At 55.1% G+C, this 18,635-nt stretch carries 15 protein-coding genes and 1 pseudogene; 15 read left to right on the top strand and 1 reads right to left on the bottom strand.

The window, feature by feature from the left end; translation table 11 throughout:
- Window positions 1-627 precede the first annotated feature (627 nt).
- From nuoA to ACZ3HG_RS07030, 14 genes and pseudogenes are all read left to right on the top strand, one after another.
- A complete protein-coding gene (nuoA, locus tag ACZ3HG_RS07095) occupies window positions 628-1,065 on the top strand; it encodes an NADH-quinone oxidoreductase subunit NuoA (protein ID WP_004158614.1) in 438 nt (145 codons plus the stop codon).
- 17 nt (window positions 1,066-1,082) lie between these two features.
- Window positions 1,083-1,757 carry a NuoB/complex I 20 kDa subunit family protein gene (locus tag ACZ3HG_RS07090; protein ID WP_048915449.1) on the top strand — a complete coding sequence of 225 codons (675 nt, stop codon included), beginning with the start codon at window positions 1,083-1,085 and terminating at the stop codon, window positions 1,755-1,757.
- Window positions 1,758-1,861: 104 nt separating this feature from the next.
- Window positions 1,862-3,675, top strand: a pseudogene (nuoC, locus tag ACZ3HG_RS07085) (NADH-quinone oxidoreductase subunit C/D).
- 2 nt (window positions 3,676-3,677) lie between these two features.
- Window positions 3,678-4,193 (top strand): NADH-quinone oxidoreductase subunit NuoE, encoded by a 516-nt coding sequence (nuoE, locus tag ACZ3HG_RS07080; protein ID WP_062742953.1) that lies wholly within the window; start codon window positions 3,678-3,680, stop codon window positions 4,191-4,193.
- Window positions 4,190-5,530: an NADH-quinone oxidoreductase subunit NuoF gene (gene nuoF, locus ACZ3HG_RS07075; protein WP_191933006.1), complete on the top strand. Its 1,341-nt coding sequence runs from the start codon at window positions 4,190-4,192 to the stop codon at window positions 5,528-5,530. The genes nuoE and nuoF overlap by 4 nt, the downstream gene beginning before the upstream one ends.
- 50 nt (window positions 5,531-5,580) lie before the next feature.
- On the top strand, window positions 5,581-8,307 hold the full coding sequence (gene nuoG, locus ACZ3HG_RS07070; RefSeq protein WP_191933005.1) for an NADH-quinone oxidoreductase subunit NuoG: 2,727 nt from the start codon (window positions 5,581-5,583) through the stop codon (window positions 8,305-8,307).
- Complete coding sequence (gene nuoH, locus ACZ3HG_RS07065; RefSeq protein WP_062742950.1) at window positions 8,304-9,281, top strand: NADH-quinone oxidoreductase subunit NuoH; 978 nt, start codon at window positions 8,304-8,306, stop codon at window positions 9,279-9,281. The genes nuoG and nuoH overlap by 4 nt, the downstream gene beginning before the upstream one ends.
- Before the next feature lie 12 nt (window positions 9,282-9,293).
- Window positions 9,294-9,836: an NADH-quinone oxidoreductase subunit NuoI gene (gene nuoI / locus ACZ3HG_RS07060; RefSeq protein WP_048915455.1), complete on the top strand. Its 543-nt coding sequence runs from the start codon at window positions 9,294-9,296 to the stop codon at window positions 9,834-9,836.
- A gap of 10 nt (window positions 9,837-9,846) precedes the next feature.
- Window positions 9,847-10,401 (top strand): NADH-quinone oxidoreductase subunit J, encoded by a 555-nt coding sequence (nuoJ, locus tag ACZ3HG_RS07055; protein ID WP_062742949.1) that lies wholly within the window; start codon window positions 9,847-9,849, stop codon window positions 10,399-10,401.
- A complete protein-coding gene (gene nuoK, locus ACZ3HG_RS07050) occupies window positions 10,398-10,700 on the top strand; it encodes an NADH-quinone oxidoreductase subunit NuoK (protein WP_048915457.1) in 303 nt (100 codons plus the stop codon). Before nuoJ ends, nuoK begins: the two co-directional genes overlap by 4 nt.
- Window positions 10,697-12,535 carry an NADH-quinone oxidoreductase subunit L gene (nuoL, locus tag ACZ3HG_RS07045; protein ID WP_191936640.1) on the top strand — a complete coding sequence of 613 codons (1,839 nt, stop codon included), beginning with the start codon at window positions 10,697-10,699 and terminating at the stop codon, window positions 12,533-12,535. Before nuoK ends, nuoL begins: the two co-directional genes overlap by 4 nt.
- A 71-nt stretch (window positions 12,536-12,606) precedes the next feature.
- On the top strand, window positions 12,607-14,127 hold the full coding sequence (nuoM, locus tag ACZ3HG_RS07040) for an NADH-quinone oxidoreductase subunit M (protein ID WP_191933003.1): 1,521 nt from the start codon (window positions 12,607-12,609) through the stop codon (window positions 14,125-14,127).
- 6 nt (window positions 14,128-14,133) lie between these two features.
- Window positions 14,134-15,591, top strand: a complete 1,458-nt coding sequence (gene nuoN / locus ACZ3HG_RS07035) for an NADH-quinone oxidoreductase subunit NuoN (RefSeq protein ID WP_062742946.1) — start codon at window positions 14,134-14,136, stop codon at window positions 15,589-15,591.
- A gap of 77 nt (window positions 15,592-15,668) precedes the next feature.
- Entirely contained in the window at window positions 15,669-16,130 is a 462-nt protein-coding gene (locus ACZ3HG_RS07030; RefSeq protein WP_191933002.1) for a GNAT family N-acetyltransferase, read from the top strand.
- A 66-nt stretch (window positions 16,131-16,196) separates the two neighbouring features.
- Here ACZ3HG_RS07030 and ACZ3HG_RS07025 read toward each other — a convergent pair whose 3' ends face one another.
- Window positions 16,197-17,855 carry a glucan biosynthesis protein D gene (locus ACZ3HG_RS07025; RefSeq protein WP_191936639.1) on the bottom strand — a complete coding sequence of 553 codons (1,659 nt, stop codon included), beginning with the start codon at window positions 17,853-17,855 and terminating at the stop codon, window positions 16,197-16,199.
- A gap of 333 nt (window positions 17,856-18,188) precedes the next feature.
- Between ACZ3HG_RS07025 and elaB the strand changes: the two genes are divergently transcribed.
- The gene (gene elaB / locus ACZ3HG_RS07020) at window positions 18,189-18,500 is read left to right on the top strand and encodes a stress response protein ElaB (protein WP_062742943.1); all 312 of its coding nucleotides are present in this window, start codon (window positions 18,189-18,191) and stop codon (window positions 18,498-18,500) included.
- Window positions 18,501-18,635 lie beyond the last annotated feature (135 nt).

The raw sequence follows: 18,635 nt of genomic DNA, 5'->3' as shown, positions 1-18,635 counted from the left end.
TTTTTTAGTTTTACTGTATAAAACAGGTCTTTCAGTGTGATAATGAACTGAGAGGCCTTTTTTTTGCCCTGATTGTCGTGAGATCCCCCGCTTTTTAGCGCAAGTTACCCCTCTCGCTGTCAAAAAGTGTTCAATGCCGTCCCCAACAGGTTTCGGATGCCCATAATAACTATCTGGTCCGATCAGTCAGTGCGTTCAGCTGGCTGAAAACTGCCCGTTTTCCTGCCAAAAAACACCAAAGTGTGTCCTGGATCAAAAAAATAACCCCATTAAGGGGCAGGAAAACCCGTCCATTCCTGCCAAAATAGTCCATGTTAAATACACGATCCAATCAGGGTTTTAACCGCTACACTTTGATCACATGATGTCACTGACTCGATTTAGCCCACTTTTTGAGCATCATGTGTTAAAAAAATGTTGGGTGTGTAAATTAATGTGCGGATAGTTTTGTCAAAGTTGACAAAAGGTCAGTTAAAGGAGTAAAAAACCACATAAAATTACTGCCTAATCATAAAAGTCAGTAAAATTTATCCGGTTTTTCATTCTTCCCTTGAATCGATGTGGTGTGTTAACTGCCAAATATGAGAGCAGGACGCAAAACGCCACTTTTGGTGAGTAAGCAAGAGTATGTCAACAACCACAGAAGTCGTCGCCCATCATTGGGCATTTGCTGTTTTCCTGATCGTCTCGATTGGTCTCTGCTGCCTGATGTTGGCCGGGGCATGGTTTTTGGGCGGAAAAGCTCGTGGAAGGCATACAAATACCCCTTTCGAATCCGGTATAGCCTCCGTTGGCACGGCAAAACTGCGCCTGTCTGCCAAGTTTTATCTGGTTGCCATGTTCTTCGTCATCTTCGACGTTGAAGCCCTCTATCTTTATGCATGGTCGACGGCGATTCGCGAAAGCGGATGGGTCGGCTTTGTCGAAGCCGCCATTTTCATTTTGGTTCTGCTTGCTGGTCTGTTTTATCTGGTTCGCATTGGCGCACTGGATTGGGCACCTGCCCGTCGTCAGTTTGACGTCAAACCTACCACCATCTCGCACGCCAACCGTCACAAGCAGTAACAGCGAGGCAAAAACACATGGACTATACGCTCACCCGCATAGACCCGAACGGTGAGAATGACCGTTACCCACTGCAAAAACAGGAGATCGTCACCGATCCCCTGGAAAAGCACGTTCATCAAAACGTCTACATGGGCAAGTTAGAACATGCCCTGCACGATATGGTGAACTGGGGTCGTAAGAATTCCCTCTGGCCGTTCAACTTCGGTCTTTCTTGTTGCTACGTCGAGATGACAACCTCGTTTACTGCGGTACACGACGTGGCGCGATTTGGTTCTGAAGTTATCCGTGCATCACCACGTCAGGCAGACTTTATGGTGGTAGCAGGGACCTGTTTTACCAAGATGGCCCCGGTAGTGCAGCGCCTCTATGACCAGATGCTGGAACCTAAATGGGTGATTTCTATGGGAGCCTGTGCGAACTCCGGCGGCATGTACGATATCTACTCTGTGGTGCAGGGTGTGGACAAATTCCTGCCGGTTGATGTGTATATTCCCGGCTGTCCACCTCGCCCGGAAGCCTACATGCAGGCGCTGCTGCTGCTGCAGGAGTCGATCGGCAAAGAACGTCGCCCGCTGTCGTGGGTCGTCAGCGATCAGGGTGTCTATCGCGCGAATATGCAGTCTGAGCGCGACAGGAAAAACGCCGAGCGTATTGCAGTGACCAATCTGCGTACCCCTGACGAAATTTAAGACAGCAGTTTATGGATGTGGTCATTAAAAGCGCAATAAAAACACAACGTCATCTGCGCTGACCCACCTGACGCCAACACTGAGTGCCTGTCAGACAGGCCAGCATGGTGAACAACTTATGACAGATTTAACCACGCAAGATCTCGCCCAGCCGTTATGGCAAACCCGAGATCACCAGGATGACCCGGTGATCGGCGAGCTGCGTAATCGTTTTGGGCCTGATGCCTTTACAGTACAAGCGACCCGTACCGGCGTGCCGGTAGTCTGGGTGAAACGTGAGCAGTTGCTTGAGATCATTGAGTTCCTGCGCAAGCTGCCTAAACCCTATGTGATGCTGTATGACCTGCATGGCATGGATGAGCGCCTGCGTACCCACCGTGCCGGTTTACCGGCGGCGGATTTTTCCGTTTTCTATCACTTCATCTCCATTGAACGCAACCGCGACATCATGCTCAAGGTGGCGTTGTCTGAAAACGATTTGAATGTGCCCACCATCACCAAAATTTTCCCGAATGCCAACTGGTATGAGCGTGAAACCTGGGAGATGTTTGGTATCAATGTTGAAGGTCACCCGCACCTGACGCGCATCATGATGCCGCAGAGCTGGGAAGGGCATCCGCTGCGCAAAGATTATCCGGCGCGTGCGACCGAGTTCGATCCGTTCGAACTGACCAAGCAGAAAGAAGATTTGGAGATGGAATCTCTGACCTTCAAGCCTGAAGACTGGGGCATGAAGCGTTCGACCAATAATGAGGACTTCATGTTCCTCAACCTGGGCCCGAACCACCCCTCCGCGCACGGGGCCTTCCGTATTATCCTGCAGCTGGACGGTGAAGAGATCGTCGACTGCGTGCCGGATATCGGTTATCACCATCGCGGTGCCGAAAAAATGGGCGAACGTCAGTCCTGGCACAGCTACATTCCGTATACCGACCGTATTGAATATCTCGGCGGCTGCGTGAATGAAATGCCTTACGTACTGGCGGTAGAAAAGCTGGCCGGTATCAAAGTCCCTGAACGCGTAGAAGTCATTCGCGTGATGCTATCAGAGCTGTTCCGTATAAACAGCCACCTGTTGTACATCTCTACGTTTATCCAGGACGTCGGTGCAATGTCTCCGGTGTTCTTTGCTTTTACAGACCGCCAGAAAATTTATGACGTGGTAGAAGCCATTACTGGCTTCCGTATGCACCCGGCCTGGTTCCGCATCGGCGGCGTGGCGCATGACCTGCCAAAAGGCTGGGAGCGCCTGCTGCGTGAGTTCCTGGACTGGATGCCTAAGCGTCTGAAAGCCTATGAACAGACCGCGCTGAAAAACTCCGTGCTGATTGCCCGTTCCAAAGGTGTTTCTGCCTATAACATGGAAGAAGCACTGGCGTGGGGGACCACGGGGGCTGGCCTGCGTGGCACCGGTCTGGACTTTGACGTGCGTAAATGGCGTCCGTATTCCGGTTATGAAAACTTCGATTTCGAAGTGCCAATCGGCGATGGCGTGAGCTGTGCTTACACCCGTGTCATGCTGAAGATGGAAGAGATGCGCCAGAGTATGCGCATCCTGGAACAGTGCCTGAAGAACATGCCGGCAGGCCCGTTCAAAGCTGACCATCCGCTGACCACGCCGCCGCCGAAAGAGCGCACGCTGCAGCATATCGAAACCTTGATCACTCACTTCCTGCAGGTGTCGTGGGGCCCGGTAATGCCGGCCAACGAATCCTTCCAGATGATTGAAGCGACCAAAGGGATCAACAGTTACTACCTGACCAGCGATGGCAGCACGATGAGCTACCGCACCCGCGTGCGCACGCCGAGTTTCCCGCACCTGCAGCAGATCCCATCGGTGATCAACGGCAGCCTGGTATCCGATCTGATCGTATACCTCGGTAGTATCGATTTTGTTATGTCAGACGTGGACCGCTAATTATGCACGATCAGAGAATTGCGATCGAAACGATCGACGAAACCGGAGCTTTTGTGCTGAGTGCGGCAGAGCGCGATGCCATCGAGCATGAAAAGCACCACTACGAAGATGCCCGTGCGGCATCTATTGAAGCGCTGAAAATCGTTCAGAAACACCGGGGCTGGGTGCCAGACGGTGCCATCCATGCCATCGCTGAGGTGCTGGGCATCCCGGCCAGCGATGTCGAAGGGGTGGCCACGTTTTACAGCCAGATCTTCCGTACGCCGGTGGGTCGCCATGTGATCCGCTACTGCGACAGCGTGGTATGCCACATCACCGGCTTCCAGGGCATTCAGTCGGCGCTGGAAAGCAACCTGAATATTAAACCGGGTCAGACCACGGCTGACGGTCGCTTTACGCTGCTGCCAACCTGCTGCCTCGGTAACTGCGACAAAGGGCCGGTGATGATGGTGGATGAAGATACCCACGTTCATCTCACGCCGGAAGGTATCGCCAACTTACTGGAGCAGTATCAATGAGACAGATCGTGCGTACTGCCGAAATGCATCCGCTGACCTGGCGGATGCGTGAAGACAAGCAGCCGGTATTCCTCGAAGAGTACCGCAGTAAGAATGGCTATGCCGGTGCTGAAAAGGCGCTGAAATCCCTGTCGCCGGAAGACATTGTTAGCCAGGTGAAAGACTCCGGTCTGAAAGGGCGTGGCGGCGCGGGCTTCTCTACCGGTCTGAAGTGGAGCCTGATGCCAAAAGACGAATCCATGAACATCCGTTATCTGTTATGTAACGCCGATGAAATGGAACCGGGCACCTATAAAGACCGCCTGCTGATGGAGCAGATGCCCCATCAGCTGGTGGAAGGCATGTTGATTGCCGCCTTCGCGCTAAAAACCTATCGCGGCTATATCTTCCTGCGCGGTGAGTACATCGAAGCTGCCGTTAACCTGCGCCGTGCCATTGCTGAAGCGACCGAAGCGGGGCTGCTTGGCAAGAACATTCTCGGTACGGGGTTCGATTTTGAACTTATCGTGCATACCGGCGCCGGTCGTTATATTTGCGGTGAAGAAACAGCCCTGATTAACTCGCTGGAAGGACGCCGTGCTAACCCTCGCTCCAAGCCACCGTTCCCGGCAACTGCGGGTGCCTGGGGCAAGCCAACCTGCGTGAACAACGTCGAGACGCTTTCCAACGTTCCGGCGATCATCGCTAACGGCGTTGACTGGTACAAAGGCATCTCCACCAGCGAAGATACCGGCACCAAAATGATGGGCTTTTCCGGCCGCGTGAAGAATCCGGGCGTCTGGGAGCTGCCATTTGGTACTACCGCACGTGAAATCCTTGAAGAGTATGCCGGTGGCATGCGCGATGGGCTGAAGTTTAAAGCCTGGCAGCCGGGCGGGGCAGGGACAGACTTCCTGACCGAGGCACACCTCGACCTGCCGATGGAGTTTGCCAGCATTGGTAAAGCCGGCAGCCGTCTGGGTACCGCGCTGGCGATGGCCGTTGACCACGAGATCAATATGGTGTCACTGGTGCGTAACCTGGAAGAGTTCTTCGCCCGTGAGTCCTGCGGCTGGTGTACGCCCTGCCGTGACGGCCTGCCATGGAGCGTAAAAATTCTGCGCGCGCTGGAAAATAAGCAGGGCCAGCCGGGGGATATCGAAACCCTGCTGCAGCTCTGCCGCCAGCTTGGCCCGGGTAAGACCTTCTGTGCGCATGCGCCTGGTGCAGTAGAGCCACTGCAAAGTGCCATTAAATACTTCCGTGAAGAGTTTGAAGCGGGTATGGCACCTCAGGTATTCAGCAACGCACACGCGATTAGCGGCATCCAGCCAAACCTGTTAAAGGCGCGCTGGTAAGCAAAGTTTAACGCCCGTGTTCGCACGGGCCTTACGGAAGCATGTTCACTATGGCTACAATTCATGTAGACGGTAAAGAATATGATGTTGATGGCGCAGACAACCTGTTACAGGCTTGTCTCTCCCTCGGCTTAGATATTCCTTATTTCTGCTGGCACCCGGCGCTCGGTAGCGTCGGTGCCTGCCGCCAGTGCGCGGTGAAGCAATTTCAGAATGCCGAAGACACCCGTGGTCGCCTGGTTATGTCCTGCATGACACCGGCGTCTGACGGTACCTTCATCTCTATTGATGACGGTGAAGCAAAAGAGTTCCGCGAAAGTGTGGTGGAGTGGTTAATGACCAACCACCCGCACGATTGCCCGGTCTGTGAAGAGGGGGGTAACTGTCACCTGCAGGATATGACAGTGATGACCGGCCACAGCTTCCGCCGGTATCGCTTCACCAAACGTACGCACCGCAATCAGGATCTCGGCCCGTTCATTTCCCATGAAATGAACCGCTGTATTGCCTGCTATCGCTGTGTGCGTTATTACAAAGATTATGCAGACGGGACCGACCTCGGTGTTTACGGAGCCCATGACAACGTCTACTTCGGTCGTCCTGAAGATGGCGTGCTGGAAAGTGAGTTCTCCGGTAATCTGGTCGAAATATGTCCAACCGGCGTATTTACCGATAAAACACACTCCGAGCGTTATAACCGCAAGTGGGATATGCAGTTTGCACCCAGCATCTGCCAGCAGTGCAGCATCGGCTGTAATACCAGCCCGGGTGAGCGCTATGGTGAACTGCGCCGTATTGAAAACCGCTATAACGGCACGGTAAACCACTACTTCCTGTGCGATCGCGGCCGCTTCGGCTATGGCTACGTGAACCTGAAAGATCGTCCGCGTCAGCCTATGCAGCGTCGCGGCGATGACTGGATCTCACTGAATGCCGATCAGGCTATGCAGGGCGCGGCGGATGTGCTGCGCCAGGCGAAGAAAGTGATCGGCATCGGTTCCCCACGTGCCAGCGTAGAGAGCAACTTTGCCCTGCGTGAGCTGGTGGGGGCTGACAACTTCTCTACCGGTATCCCGGCAGGGGAGCAGGGGCGTCTGGATCTGATGCTGAAAGTGCTGCGCGACGGTGGCATCCATACGCCGGCGCTGCGTGAGATTGAAAGCTACGATGCCGTGCTGGTGCTGGGCGAAGATCTGACCCAGACCGGCGCGCGCGTGGCGCTGTCCGTGCGTCAGGCGGTCAAAGGAAAATCCCGTGAAATGGCGGCTGCGCAAAAAGTGGCTGACTGGCAGATTGCGGCGATCCTCAACATCGGGCAGAACGCTAAACATCCGCTGTTCGTGACTAACGTCGACCAGACGCGTCTGGATGACATCGCCGCCTGGAGCTATCGTGCCCCGGTGGAAGATCAGGCGCGCCTTGGTTTCGCTATCGCCCACGAACTGGATGCCAGCGCACCAGCCGTTGCTGACCTTGATAAATCACTGGCCGGCAAAATTGACGTTATTGTGCAGGCCTTAGCCGGGGCGAAAAAACCACTGATCATCTCCGGGACTAACTCCGGTAGCGAAGCGATGATTCAGGCGGCCGCCAACGTGGCGAAAGCGCTGAAAGGGCGCGGTGCTGATGTAGGCATCACCCTGCTGGCCACGGCGGCAAACAGCGTTGGACTTGGCATGATCGGCGGTAAATCCCTTGATACCGTCTTGTCCGAGCTGGAAAGCGGTGCGGCTGATGCGGTGATCATCCTTGAAAACGACCTGTATCGTCACCTGCCTAAAGCGAAAGTGGATGCGGCACTGGCCAACACGCCAAGCGTCATCGTACTGGATCATCAGCGTACGGCGACCACCGAGAAAGCCGGTCTGATCCTCTCCAGTGCAAGCTTTGCAGAAAGCGACGGTACGGTGGTGAATCAGGAAGGCCGCGCACAGCGCTTCTTCCAGGTGTATGACCCGGCTTATTACGATGAAAAAGTGCAGATGCTGGAAAGCTGGCGCTGGCTGCATTCGCTGCAGAGCACCATCAACAGCCGCGAAGTCGACTGGAGCCAGCTCGATCATGTGATCGATGCCTGCATCGTTGCGCTGCCACAGCTGGCCGGAATTAAAGAGGCGGCTCCGGATGCCAGCTTCCGTATTCGGGGTCAGAAACTGGCGCGTTCACCACACCGTTCCAGCGGACGTACCGCGATGCGCGCCAATATCAGCGTGCATGAGCCGCGCCAGCCGCAGGACAAAGACAGTATGTTTGCCTTCTCTATGGAAGGGAACAACCAGCCGGGTGCTGCCCGTTCGCAGATCCCATTTGCCTGGGCGCCTGGCTGGAACTCACCGCAGGCATGGAATAAATTCCAGGTCGAAGTGGGGGGTAAATTGCGTAATGGCGATCCGGGTGTGCGTCTGATCGAAGCGGGTGTGCCTCAGCTGGGCTGGTTCGAAAATGTGCCTGCTGCTTTCGCTGGCAGCCATGATGCCTGGCGCGTAGCGCCATACTTCCACCTGTTCGGCAGCGATGAAATGACCCAGCGCGCACCGGTTATCCAGCAGCGTATGCCTGAGGCTTATGTGATGGTGAACCCGGAAGATGCCGCGAAGCTTGGCGTAAATGCCGGTACGGCGGTTGAATTTACCTGCCAGGGCGAGACACTGCGCCTGCCGGTCCGCTTCTCCAGCACGTTGCAGGCGGGGCAGGTCGGTCTGCCGCTCGGTTTACCGGGTATTCCACCGTTCCTGGCGGGTAGCGACATCGACAATCTGCGGGAGGCAGTACAATGAGCTGGCTGACACCGGAAGTTATCGACGTGCTGATTGCCGTCGTCAAAGCACTGATCATCCTGTTTGTGGTGGTGGGCTGCGGCGCCTTTATGAGCTTTGGTGAGCGTCGCCTGCTCGGTCTGTTCCAGAACCGCTACGGGCCTAACCGCGTCGGCTGGGGTGGATCACTGCAGCTGGTGGCGGATATGATCAAAATGTTCTTTAAAGAGGACTGGATCCCGCCGTTTACCGATCGTGTGATCTTTACCCTTGCGCCAATGATTGCCTTTACCTCGCTGCTGCTGGCGATGGCGATTGTGCCTGTGACGCCAACATGGATGGGCGCAGACCTGAACATTGGTCTGCTGTTCTTCCTGATGATGGCAGGCCTGGCGGTCTATGCCGTGCTGTTTGCAGGCTGGTCGAGTAATAACAAATACTCACTGCTGGGGGCGATGCGTGCATCGGCTCAGACTCTGAGCTACGAAGTGTTCCTCGGCCTGTCGCTGATGGGCGTAGTGGCACAGGCTGGCTCATTCAACATGGTCGACATTGTGAACAGCCAGCAGCATCTGTGGAACGTCATCCCGCAGTTCCTCGGCTTCCTCACTTTCTGCATCGCCGGTGTGGCAGTGTGTCACCGCCATCCATTTGACCAGCCAGAAGCGGAGCAGGAACTGGCTGACGGTTACCACATTGAATATGCCGGGATGAAGTTCGGCCTGTTCTTCGTCGGTGAATACGTCGGTATCGTTACCGTTTCATCACTGATCGTTACGCTGTTCTTCGGCGGCTGGAACGGTCCGTGGCTGCCACCGATTTTCTGGTTCGCGATTAAAACGGCATTCTTCATGATGATGTTTATTCTGATTCGTGCTGCGTTACCGCGTCCGCGCTATGACCAGGTGATGTCGTTCGGCTGGAAAGTCTGTCTGCCGTTGACGCTGTTGAATCTGCTGGCAACTGCCGCAGTCATTCTGTACACGGCGCAGTAAGGGGTTAAGAAGATGACATTAAAAGACCTTGTTGTTGGTTTCGGGACAACCGTACGCAGTATCTGGCTGATAGGGATGAACGCCTTCGCCAAACGCGAAACCATGATGTATCCGGAAGAACCGGTTTATCTGCCACCCCGTTATCGTGGTCGTATTGTACTGACGCGTGACCCCGACGGTCAGGAGCGCTGCGTTGCCTGCAACCTGTGCGCCGTGGCCTGTCCGGTTGGCTGTATCTCGCTGCAAAAAGCAGAGATGGCCGACGGGCGCTGGTACCCGGAGTTTTTCCGTATTAACTTCTCGCGCTGCATCTTCTGTGGCCTGTGTGAAGAGGCCTGCCCGACCACTGCGATTCAGCTTACCCCAGATTTCGAACTGGGTGAGTTTAAGCGTCAGGATCTGGTGTATGAAAAAGAGCACCTGCTGATTTCCGGCCCGGGTAAATACCCGGAATATAATTTTTACCGGATGGCGGGTATGGCGATCGATGGCAAAGACAAAGGCGACGCAGAAAACGAAGCCAAACCCATCGACGTCAAGGGCTTGTTACCTTAAGGAGCCAGGCATGGAATTTGCATTTTACGTTTGTGGTCTGGTATCTGTGCTGGCGACGTTACGCGTCATCACGCATACCAACCCGGTACATGCGCTGCTGTACCTGATTATTTCTTTGCTGGCGGTTGCCGGGGTGTTCTTCTCGCTCGGTGCCTACTTTGCCGGTGCGCTGGAAATCATCGTTTATGCCGGTGCCATTATGGTGCTGTTTGTTTTCGTGGTGATGATGCTGAACCTTGGCGGCCAGGAAGTTGAGCAGGAGCGTCAGTGGCTGAAGCCGTCTATGTGGATGGGCCCGGCCGTACTTTCGCTGGTGTTACTGGTGGTGCTGGTTTACGCCATCAGCGGCATCAACGACCAGGGCATTGACGGTAAGATGATCGATGCGAAAGCCGTCGGTATCAGCCTGTTTGGTCCTTACGTTCTCGCCGTTGAGCTGGCGTCGATGCTGCTTCTGGCAGGCCTGGTGGTGGCGTTCCACATCGGCCGCGAACAGCGTCCCGGTGAGGTTCTGAGCAACCGCCCGTCTGATGCGGCGAAAAGTAACAAGGAGGAGCGGGTATGATCCCTCTGCAGCATGGACTTATTCTGGCGGCCATTCTGTTTGTCCTCGGACTGACGGGCGTGGTAATCCGCCGCAATCTGCTGTTTATGTTGATTGGTCTCGAAATCATGATTAACGCTGCTGCACTGGCGTTTGTGGTGGCGGGGAGCTACTGGGGACAGGCCGACGGTCAGGTAATGTATATCCTGGCAATCAGCCTGGCCGCGGCTGAAGCCAGCATTGGCCTGGCGCTGCTGTTGCAGCTCCATCGCCGCAGCCAGACCCTCAACATTGATAAAGTGAGCGAGATGCGCGGATGAACCTTCTCTATTTAACAATCCTGTTTCCGCTGATTGGCTTCCTGTTACTGGCCTTCTCCCGTGGCCGCTGGTCAGAGAACCTGTCAGCGACCGTGGGTATGGGGTCTGTCGGTCTTGCGGCGCTGGTCGCGGCCTATGCGGGCGTCGACTTCTTCAATAACGGCCAGCAGGTATTCAACCAGGCATTGTGGACCTGGATGCAGGTCGGAAACTTCAAGATTGACGTTAACCTGACGCTGGACGGCCTGTCGCTGACCATGCTGTCGGTCGTGACCGGCGTTGGCTTCCTGATCCACATGTTTGCCTCCTGGTACATGCGTGGGGAAGAGGGCTACTCGCGGTTCTTCGCCTATACCAACCTGTTTATCGCCAGCATGGTCGTTCTGGTGCTGGCCGATAACCTGATGCTGATGTATCTCGGCTGGGAAGGCGTTGGCCTCTGCTCTTATCTGCTGATTGGCTTCTACTACACCAACCCGAAAAACGGCGCGGCGGCGATGAAAGCCTTTATCATTACCCGCGTGGGGGATGTGTTCCTGGCGTTCGCGTTGTTCATTCTTTACAACGAGCTGGGCACGCTGAACTTCCGCGAAATGATGGAGCTGGCACCGGCGCACTTTGCGGCGGACAACCATATGCTGCAGTGGGCGACCCTGATGCTGTTAGGTGGTGCGGTCGGTAAATCGGCACAGCTGCCGCTCCAGACCTGGCTGGCTGATGCGATGGCCGGTCCGACGCCTGTTTCCGCGTTGATCCATGCCGCGACGATGGTGACCGCCGGGGTTTACCTGATTGCCCGTACTCACGGCCTGTTCCTGATGACGCCTGAAGTGCTGCATCTGGTCGGGATTATTGGTGCGATTACCCTGGTGCTGGCCGGTTTTGCCGCGCTGGTGCAGACCGATATCAAACGCGTGCTGGCTTACTCTACGATGAGTCAGATTGGTTACATGTTCCTGGCGCTGGGGGTTCAGGCCTGGGATGCAGCGATTTTCCATCTGATGACCCATGCGTTCTTTAAAGCGCTGCTGTTCCTCTCTTCCGGTTCGGTGATCCTTGCCTGCCATCACGAGCAGAACATCTTCAAGATGGGCGGCCTGCGTAAAAGTATTCCGCTGGTGTACGTCTGCTTCCTGGTTGGCGGGGCCGCACTGTCTGCGCTGCCGCTGATCACCGCAGGCTTCTTCAGTAAGGATGAGATTCTGGCGGGTGCGCTGGCTAACGGTCATCTTAATCTGATGATTGCGGGTCTGGCCGGGGCGTTCATGACCTCGCTCTACACCTTCCGTATGATCTTTATTGCTTTCCACGGGGAAGAAAAAATTCACGCTCATGCGGGCAAAGGTATCACTCACCATCTGCCGCTGATTGTGCTGTTAATTCTCTCTACCTTTATTGGCGCGATGATTGTTCCACCGCTGAGAGGCGTTCTGCCAGAAACCAGCGAGCTGGCACACAGCAGCGTCCTGACCCTGGAGATTGCTTCCGGTGTCGTGGCTATTGTGGGCATCCTGCTGGCGGCCGCATTGTGGCTGGGTAAACGCACGCTGGTTACCGCGATAGCGAACAGTGCCGTGGGGCGTTTCTTTACCACTTGGTGGTTTGCCGCCTGGGGCTTCGACTGGCTGTATGACAAAGTCTTTGTTAAGCCTTATCTCGGTGTGGCCTGGCTGCTGTCGCGCGATCCGCTGAACGCCCTGATGAATATTCCGGCTTTACTGGCGCGTGGCGCGAATAAAGGTCTGGTCGTCAGTGAAAACGGCTACCTGCGCTGGTATCTCGCTTCCATGAGCATCGGTGCCGTTGTGGTGCTGGCGCTGCTGCTGGTGATCTAAAGGTTAGTGAGTGGGGTGGGGCAGAGCCACACCCTATAAAGAATAAAAATCGCAATAAAGGGAAAACCGCCATGTTATTACCTTGGCTAATATTCATCCCGTTTGTCGGTGGATTACTGTGCTGGCAGCTGGAGCGCTTCGGGCCTAAGCTGCCACGCTGGATTGCATTGATCGCAATGGGGCTGACCTTTGTACTCTCGCTGCAACTGTGGCTGCAGGGAGATTACTCACTGACTCAGGCTGCAGGTATTCCGCAGTGGCAATCTGAGTTCTCCGTGCCGTGGATCCCACGTTTCGGCATTGAGTTCCATCTTGCACTGGATGGGCTTTCACTGTTGATGGTTGTGCTGACCGGCCTGCTGGGCCTGATGGCTATCCTCTGTTCGTGGAACGAAATCGAGAAGTGGCAGGGCTTCTTCCACCTTAACCTGCTGTGGATCCTCGGTGGCGTCATCGGCGTGTTCCTGGCAATGGACATGTTCCTGTTCTTCTTCTTCTGGGAGATGATGCTGGTGCCGATGTACTTCCTGATCGCGCTCTGGGGCCATAAAGCCTCCGACGGGAAGACGCGTATTTCTGCGGCGACCAAATTCTTCATCTATACCCAGGCGAGTGGTCTGGTGATGCTGATTGCCATTCTGGCGCTGGTGTTTGTGCATTACAACGCGACGGGAATATGGACGTTTAGCTACGAAGAGCTGCTGAAAACACCGATGACGCACGGCGTGGAATATCTGCTGATGCTGGGCTTCTTTATCGCTTTCGCGGTAAAAATGCCGGTGGTTCCGCTGCACGGCTGGCTGCCAGATGCCCACAGTCAGGCACCGACGGCAGGTTCCGTTGACCTGGCCGGTATCCTGCTGAAAACGGCAGCTTATGGTCTGCTGCGTTTTGCTCTGCCGCTGTTCCCGAATGCGTCTGCCGAATTTGCACCGATTGCCATGTGGCTGGGGATTATCGGTATCTTCTACGGGGCCTGGATGGCGTTCTCGCAGTACGATATTAAGCGTCTGATTGCTTACACCTCGATTTCCCATATGGGCTTCGTGCTGATTGCTATCTACACCGGCAGCCAGCTGGCGTTCCAGGGGGCAGTGATTCAGATGATTGCTCACGGCCTGTCGGCATCTGCACTGTTTATTCTCTGCGGTCAGCTGTATGAGCGCCTTCACACCCGCGACATGCGTCAGATGGGTGGCCTGTGGTCGCGTATCAAATGGCTGCCGGGTTTGTCGCTGTTCTTTGCCGTGGCTAACCTGGGGATGCCAGGTACCGGTAACTTTGTCGGTGAATTCATGATCCTGACGGGTAGCTTCCAGACGGTACCGGTGATCATTGTTATCGCTACCTTTGGTCTGGTGTTTGCCTCGGTGTACTCGCTGATTATGATGCAACGCGCTTACTACGGTGCGCCTAAGTCAGAAACACCGCTGCGCGGCATGTCTGCGCGTGAGTTCCTGATGATTATGGTGCTGGTGGTACTGCTGGTGTTGCTGGGTGTTTATCCGCAGCCGATTCTGGATACCTCGCACGCTGCGATGAGCAACATTCAGCAGTGGTTTACTGCTTCAATTTCAACTACAAGGCCGTAATTCGCCATGACAATAACTCCTCAACAATTGATCGCGCTTCTGCCGCTGCTGATCGTCGGATTGACGGTGGTAGTTGTGATGCTGTCCATTGCGTGGCGACGCAACCACTTCGTTAATGCGACGCTGGCCGTGGTCGGTCTGAACCTGGCGCTGTTTTCTCTGTACTTTGTCGGCCAGGCAGGGCCAATGGACGTTACCCCGCTGATGCGGGTGGACGGCTATTCAATGCTGTATACCGGGCTGGTGATCCTGGCCAGCCTGGCCACCTGCACCTTCGCCTACCCGTGGCTGGCAACCTATCCGGATAATCGCGAAGAGTTCTATCTGCTGGTGCTGATTGCTGCCCTGGGCGGTGTGGTCCTGGCCAGTGCGAACCATCTTGCCTCGCTGTTTATCGGTATCGAGCTGATTTCGCTGCCACTGTTTGGTCTGGTGGGTTACGCCTTCCAGCAAAAACGATCGCTGGAAGCGGCCATCAAATACACTATTCTGTCGGCAGCAGCCTCTTCATTCCTGCTGTTCGGTATGGCGCTGGTGTATGCTGATTCCGGTAGCCTGAGCTTTGCCTCACTGGGTAAAAGCCTGAACGACGGCGTTATCAATGAACCGCTGCTGCTGGCCGGTCTGGGCATGATGATCGTCGGCTTTGGCTTTAAACTGTCGCTGGTACCATTCCACCTGTGGACGCCGGATGTTTACCAGGGCGCTCCGGCTCCGGTATCGACCTTCCTGGCGACTGCCAGCAAGATCGCCATCTTTGGCGTGTTGATGCGTCTGTTTATGTATGCGCCGATGGCCGACAACGAGGGTGTACGCATCGTTCTCAGTCTGATTGCGGTCGCTTCGATGCTGTTCGGTAACCTGATGGCTATCTCGCAGAGCAACATTAAGCGCCTGCTGGGTTACTCCTCGATCGCTCACCTGGGTTACCTGCTGGTGGCACTGATCGCCGTGCAGACTCATCAGCTGTCGATGGAAACCGTGGGCGTTTACCTGGCCGGTTATCTGTTCAGCAGCCTGGGTGCTTTCGGTGTGGTCAGCCTGATGTCCAGCCCGTACCGTGGCCCGGATGCGGATTCCATGTACTCTTACCGTGGTCTGTTCTGGCACCGTCCGATCCTCGCGTCCGTCATGACCGTGATGATGCTGTCGCTGGCGGGTATCCCGATGACGCTGGGCTTTATCGGTAAGTTCTATGTGATTGCTGTGGGCGTCAGTGCGCAGCTGTGGTGGCTGACCGGTGCGGTGGTACTGGGCAGTGCCATTGGTCTGTACTACTACCTGCGTATGACCGTCAGCCTGTATCTGTCTCCGCCTGAGTTATCTCAGCGTGACGCGCCGGCCAACTGGGCATTTACCGCCGGTGGGGTGGTGGTGCTGATCTCTGCGATTCTGGTGTTGATACTGGGTATCTTCCCGCAGCCGCTGATTTCGCTGGTGAAACTGGCGCAGCCACTGATGTAATTTCATGCAATACAGATAATAATAATCGGGCCCACAGTGGCCCGATTTTTTTTTGCTTCATCGGAGGAGCTAAGTTAATGGATATCATCTGGCAAGACCTGCACCACAGCGAACTTGATGCCGCCCAGCTCTACCGGCTGCTGGCATTACGTAACGCGGTATTTATCGTTGAGCAGCAGTGCCCTTATCTCGATATAGATGGTGCGGATTTGCTCGGGAACAACCGCCATCTGCTGGGGATGCTGGAGAATAAACTGGTGGCGTATCTTCGCATTCTGGGCCCGGTCAGCGCCGGTAAGCCGGTGAAGATTGGTCGGGTGATTGTGTCCGGTGATGCGCGTGGGCTGAATCTGGGCAGCCGGCTGATGGTGCAGGCGCTAAACAGCTGCGAACAGCACTGGCCCGGGCAGCCGATTTTTCTTTCAGCACAGGCGCATTTGCAGGAGTTTTATGGTCGTCAGGGATTTGTTGCGGTCAGTGAAGCGTATCTCGAGGACGGTATTCCACATATTGATATGCAGCGTACGCAGGGCATGTAATTCTGCGTACGCCACAGGAAGGAGGGCGATTTTTCGGTCGCCCCACATCATTTGCTTTACGCGCTCTTAGCCAGCAGTCATGACCCGGTCATCAACATACTTACGCTTGTCTGGCGGCGGTGGGACATACTGATACAGCCAGGTTTCGCTTAATGTCTCATCTTTGGTACGCAGGAACAGGCGCATATTCACCGGATCGGTGGCATCGCTGTCAGGGTACCAGTCGAAGAGAATACGATAACCGTTGATCGGTTCAACGTAGAGGATTTCAACCTGTTTCAGCGTGCCGGAGGAGATATTAATCACCGGCTCAATACCTTTCGGCGCAGCGGCTTTCAGATCGCCACCCACAAAATCGACGGCAAAACGACGAGCCCAGACGTTCGGATAGTGTTCACCCGGAGCCCAGCCTTCCGGGAAGCCGCCCATACCGGTGCGGGTGGCATTTACGCGTGCCAGCCCGCTGCGTACCGGCGGCAGGCCGCTCCAGTAAAGCTTGTAGGAGAAGCTGTGCTCGCTCCCGGCTTTAATGGCGTCGGCTGGCTGCCAGAAGCAGACGATATTATCCAGTGTCTCCCCGGTGGTCGGGATCTCCATCAGGTTAATCGCCCCTTTGCCCCATTTGCCCACCGGCTCCACCCACAGGCTTGGACGCTTGTTGTACCAGCCAATCACATCCTGGTAGCTGTCAAAGTCATGGTTCAGCTGCAACATGCCGAAACCGCGCGGATTTTCATCCTGATAGGCATTGAACGTTAGACGCTGCGGGTTGTTGAGCGGGCGACAGATCCATTCACCTGAACCGGTCCACATCGCCAGGCGATCGGAGTCGTGGATCTGCGGGTGGATGGTGTCACACATGCGGCGTTCGTTATTGCCGCAGCTGAACATGGTGGTCATCGGGGAGATACCCAGCTGCTGGATATCCTTGCGCGCATAAATGTGGTTTTCCACTTCCATCACCACGCGTTTGTCTTCGCAGTGAATAGTGAATTTAAACGCGCCGGTGCAGCTTGGCCCATCCAGCAGGGTATAGACCACAAAGGTGGTGTCATCGGCTTTTGGCGTTTCGAACCAGAAGGCGGTAAAGTCCGGGAACTCTTCCTTGCCGTTGCTGAAGGTGTCGATTGCCACCCCACGGGCGGACAGGCCGTACTGAAAGGTCTCATCCACTGCGCGGAAATAGCTGGCCCCGAGGAAGGAAACGATATCCCGTTTTGCCAGCTCCGGTTTTTTAAACGCGCGGAAACCGGCGAAGCCGAGGTCGGTTTTACCTTCCAGTTGCTTAGTGTCAACGTGTGCGTTGTTGTAATTGAACAGCTCAGGTCGGAAGTGGATTTCCCGCGCTTCCCGGCTGGCACCATCAACCGAGAACATGCGGATACGGCGTTTAAAGCCCATCCCTACATGGAAGAACTGAACATCAAGCTGGCGATTGTCGATGCCGTTCCACAGCGAGTGGTTAGCATCATACTGGATTTCGTTATAGGCCTGCGGAGTCAGCGTTGCCAGCGTTTCGGGCAACGGTGCCGGAGCGCCACCATAGGCCTGTTTTGCCATATCGGCGGCCATTTTTTTAAGCACATCAAAATCAAATCGCTTGGCGGAACCATCGGCAATCCCGTCTTCAGCCCAGGCAGCCTGGGAGAATAACGTGGATAAACCCGACATCCCACTGAGGGTTGCGAATGCCATTGACGCTTTCATAAACATTCTTCGATTCATGCCGGAAATAATTTCCTCAGGTGAACGGAGTTTGTAGTGACTGTCGTGCGTTTGCACGCATTCGCTCAGCCGGCTTGCGTCCGGCTACAGGGAGTTACGACAGCCTGCCAGGGTAATGATTCAGTTCACGCAAAATTTATCAGATAAATCTAAATACCGCAGTGGTTTCGCATGTGAATTAACGTAAATATCGGAATTTACAGCACTGTCCGCACACCACACGCAACAGGCCGTTCGCCATTCTCAGTTAATTCCTGGTAGTTTTCGTCAAACAAAGCGGTGGAAACTGTCTATAGTTATCTGACGACGTTAATTCGCCCAAGGAGAATGGAAATGACTACTACGACTGAACCACATGAAACTCGCCTCGATGACGATCTGGCGCTGCTCACTGAAACACTGGAAGAAGTGCTGAAGTCGTCGGGCGATCCGGCCGATCAGAAATATGTAGAGCTGAAAGCCAAAGCGGAAAAATCGCTGCATCAGGTGAAGTCCCGCATCAGCAACGCGTCGGATACCTACTACGTCCGCGCCCGTCAGGCGGTAACGCGTGCAGATGATTACGTACACGACAAACCCTGGCAGGGTATTGGCGTCGGTGCGACCGTGGGCCTGGTGATCGGCCTGCTGCTGGCACGTCGTTAACAGATACGCTTGCTAACAGACGCCTCCAGGCGTCTGTTTCATTGACCTCTCCGCTGTTCCCCTTGTCCGGATCAATATTTCCCGTTTTCTCTGCCGCTACGATAGACCTCTCTTTGTTTTATCGCTGAGGTCAGC

This window comes from Erwinia sp. PME.40.26/001 (assembly GCF_055556675.1).
Note: the sequence above shows the minus strand (reverse complement) of the source record. Positions and strands in the feature narration are given on the sequence as shown.

Coding starts and splice junctions, on each gene's coding strand:
- nuoA (WP_004158614.1), top strand. CDS start 628: ATGTCAACAACCACAGAAGTCGTCGCCCATCATTGGGCATTTGCTGTT.
- ACZ3HG_RS07090 (WP_048915449.1), top strand. CDS start 1,083: ATGGACTATACGCTCACCCGCATAGACCCGAACGGTGAGAATGACCGT.
- nuoE (WP_062742953.1), top strand. CDS start 3,678: ATGCACGATCAGAGAATTGCGATCGAAACGATCGACGAAACCGGAGCT.
- nuoF (WP_191933006.1), top strand. CDS start 4,190: ATGAGACAGATCGTGCGTACTGCCGAAATGCATCCGCTGACCTGGCGG.
- nuoG (WP_191933005.1), top strand. CDS start 5,581: ATGGCTACAATTCATGTAGACGGTAAAGAATATGATGTTGATGGCGCA.
- nuoH (WP_062742950.1), top strand. CDS start 8,304: ATGAGCTGGCTGACACCGGAAGTTATCGACGTGCTGATTGCCGTCGTC.
- nuoI (WP_048915455.1), top strand. CDS start 9,294: ATGACATTAAAAGACCTTGTTGTTGGTTTCGGGACAACCGTACGCAGT.
- nuoJ (WP_062742949.1), top strand. CDS start 9,847: ATGGAATTTGCATTTTACGTTTGTGGTCTGGTATCTGTGCTGGCGACG.
- nuoK (WP_048915457.1), top strand. CDS start 10,398: ATGATCCCTCTGCAGCATGGACTTATTCTGGCGGCCATTCTGTTTGTC.
- nuoL (WP_191936640.1), top strand. CDS start 10,697: ATGAACCTTCTCTATTTAACAATCCTGTTTCCGCTGATTGGCTTCCTG.
- nuoM (WP_191933003.1), top strand. CDS start 12,607: ATGTTATTACCTTGGCTAATATTCATCCCGTTTGTCGGTGGATTACTG.
- nuoN (WP_062742946.1), top strand. CDS start 14,134: ATGACAATAACTCCTCAACAATTGATCGCGCTTCTGCCGCTGCTGATC.
- ACZ3HG_RS07030 (WP_191933002.1), top strand. CDS start 15,669: ATGGATATCATCTGGCAAGACCTGCACCACAGCGAACTTGATGCCGCC.
- ACZ3HG_RS07025 (WP_191936639.1), bottom strand. CDS start 17,855: ATGAATCGAAGAATGTTTATGAAAGCGTCAATGGCATTCGCAACCCTC.
- elaB (WP_062742943.1), top strand. CDS start 18,189: ATGACTACTACGACTGAACCACATGAAACTCGCCTCGATGACGATCTG.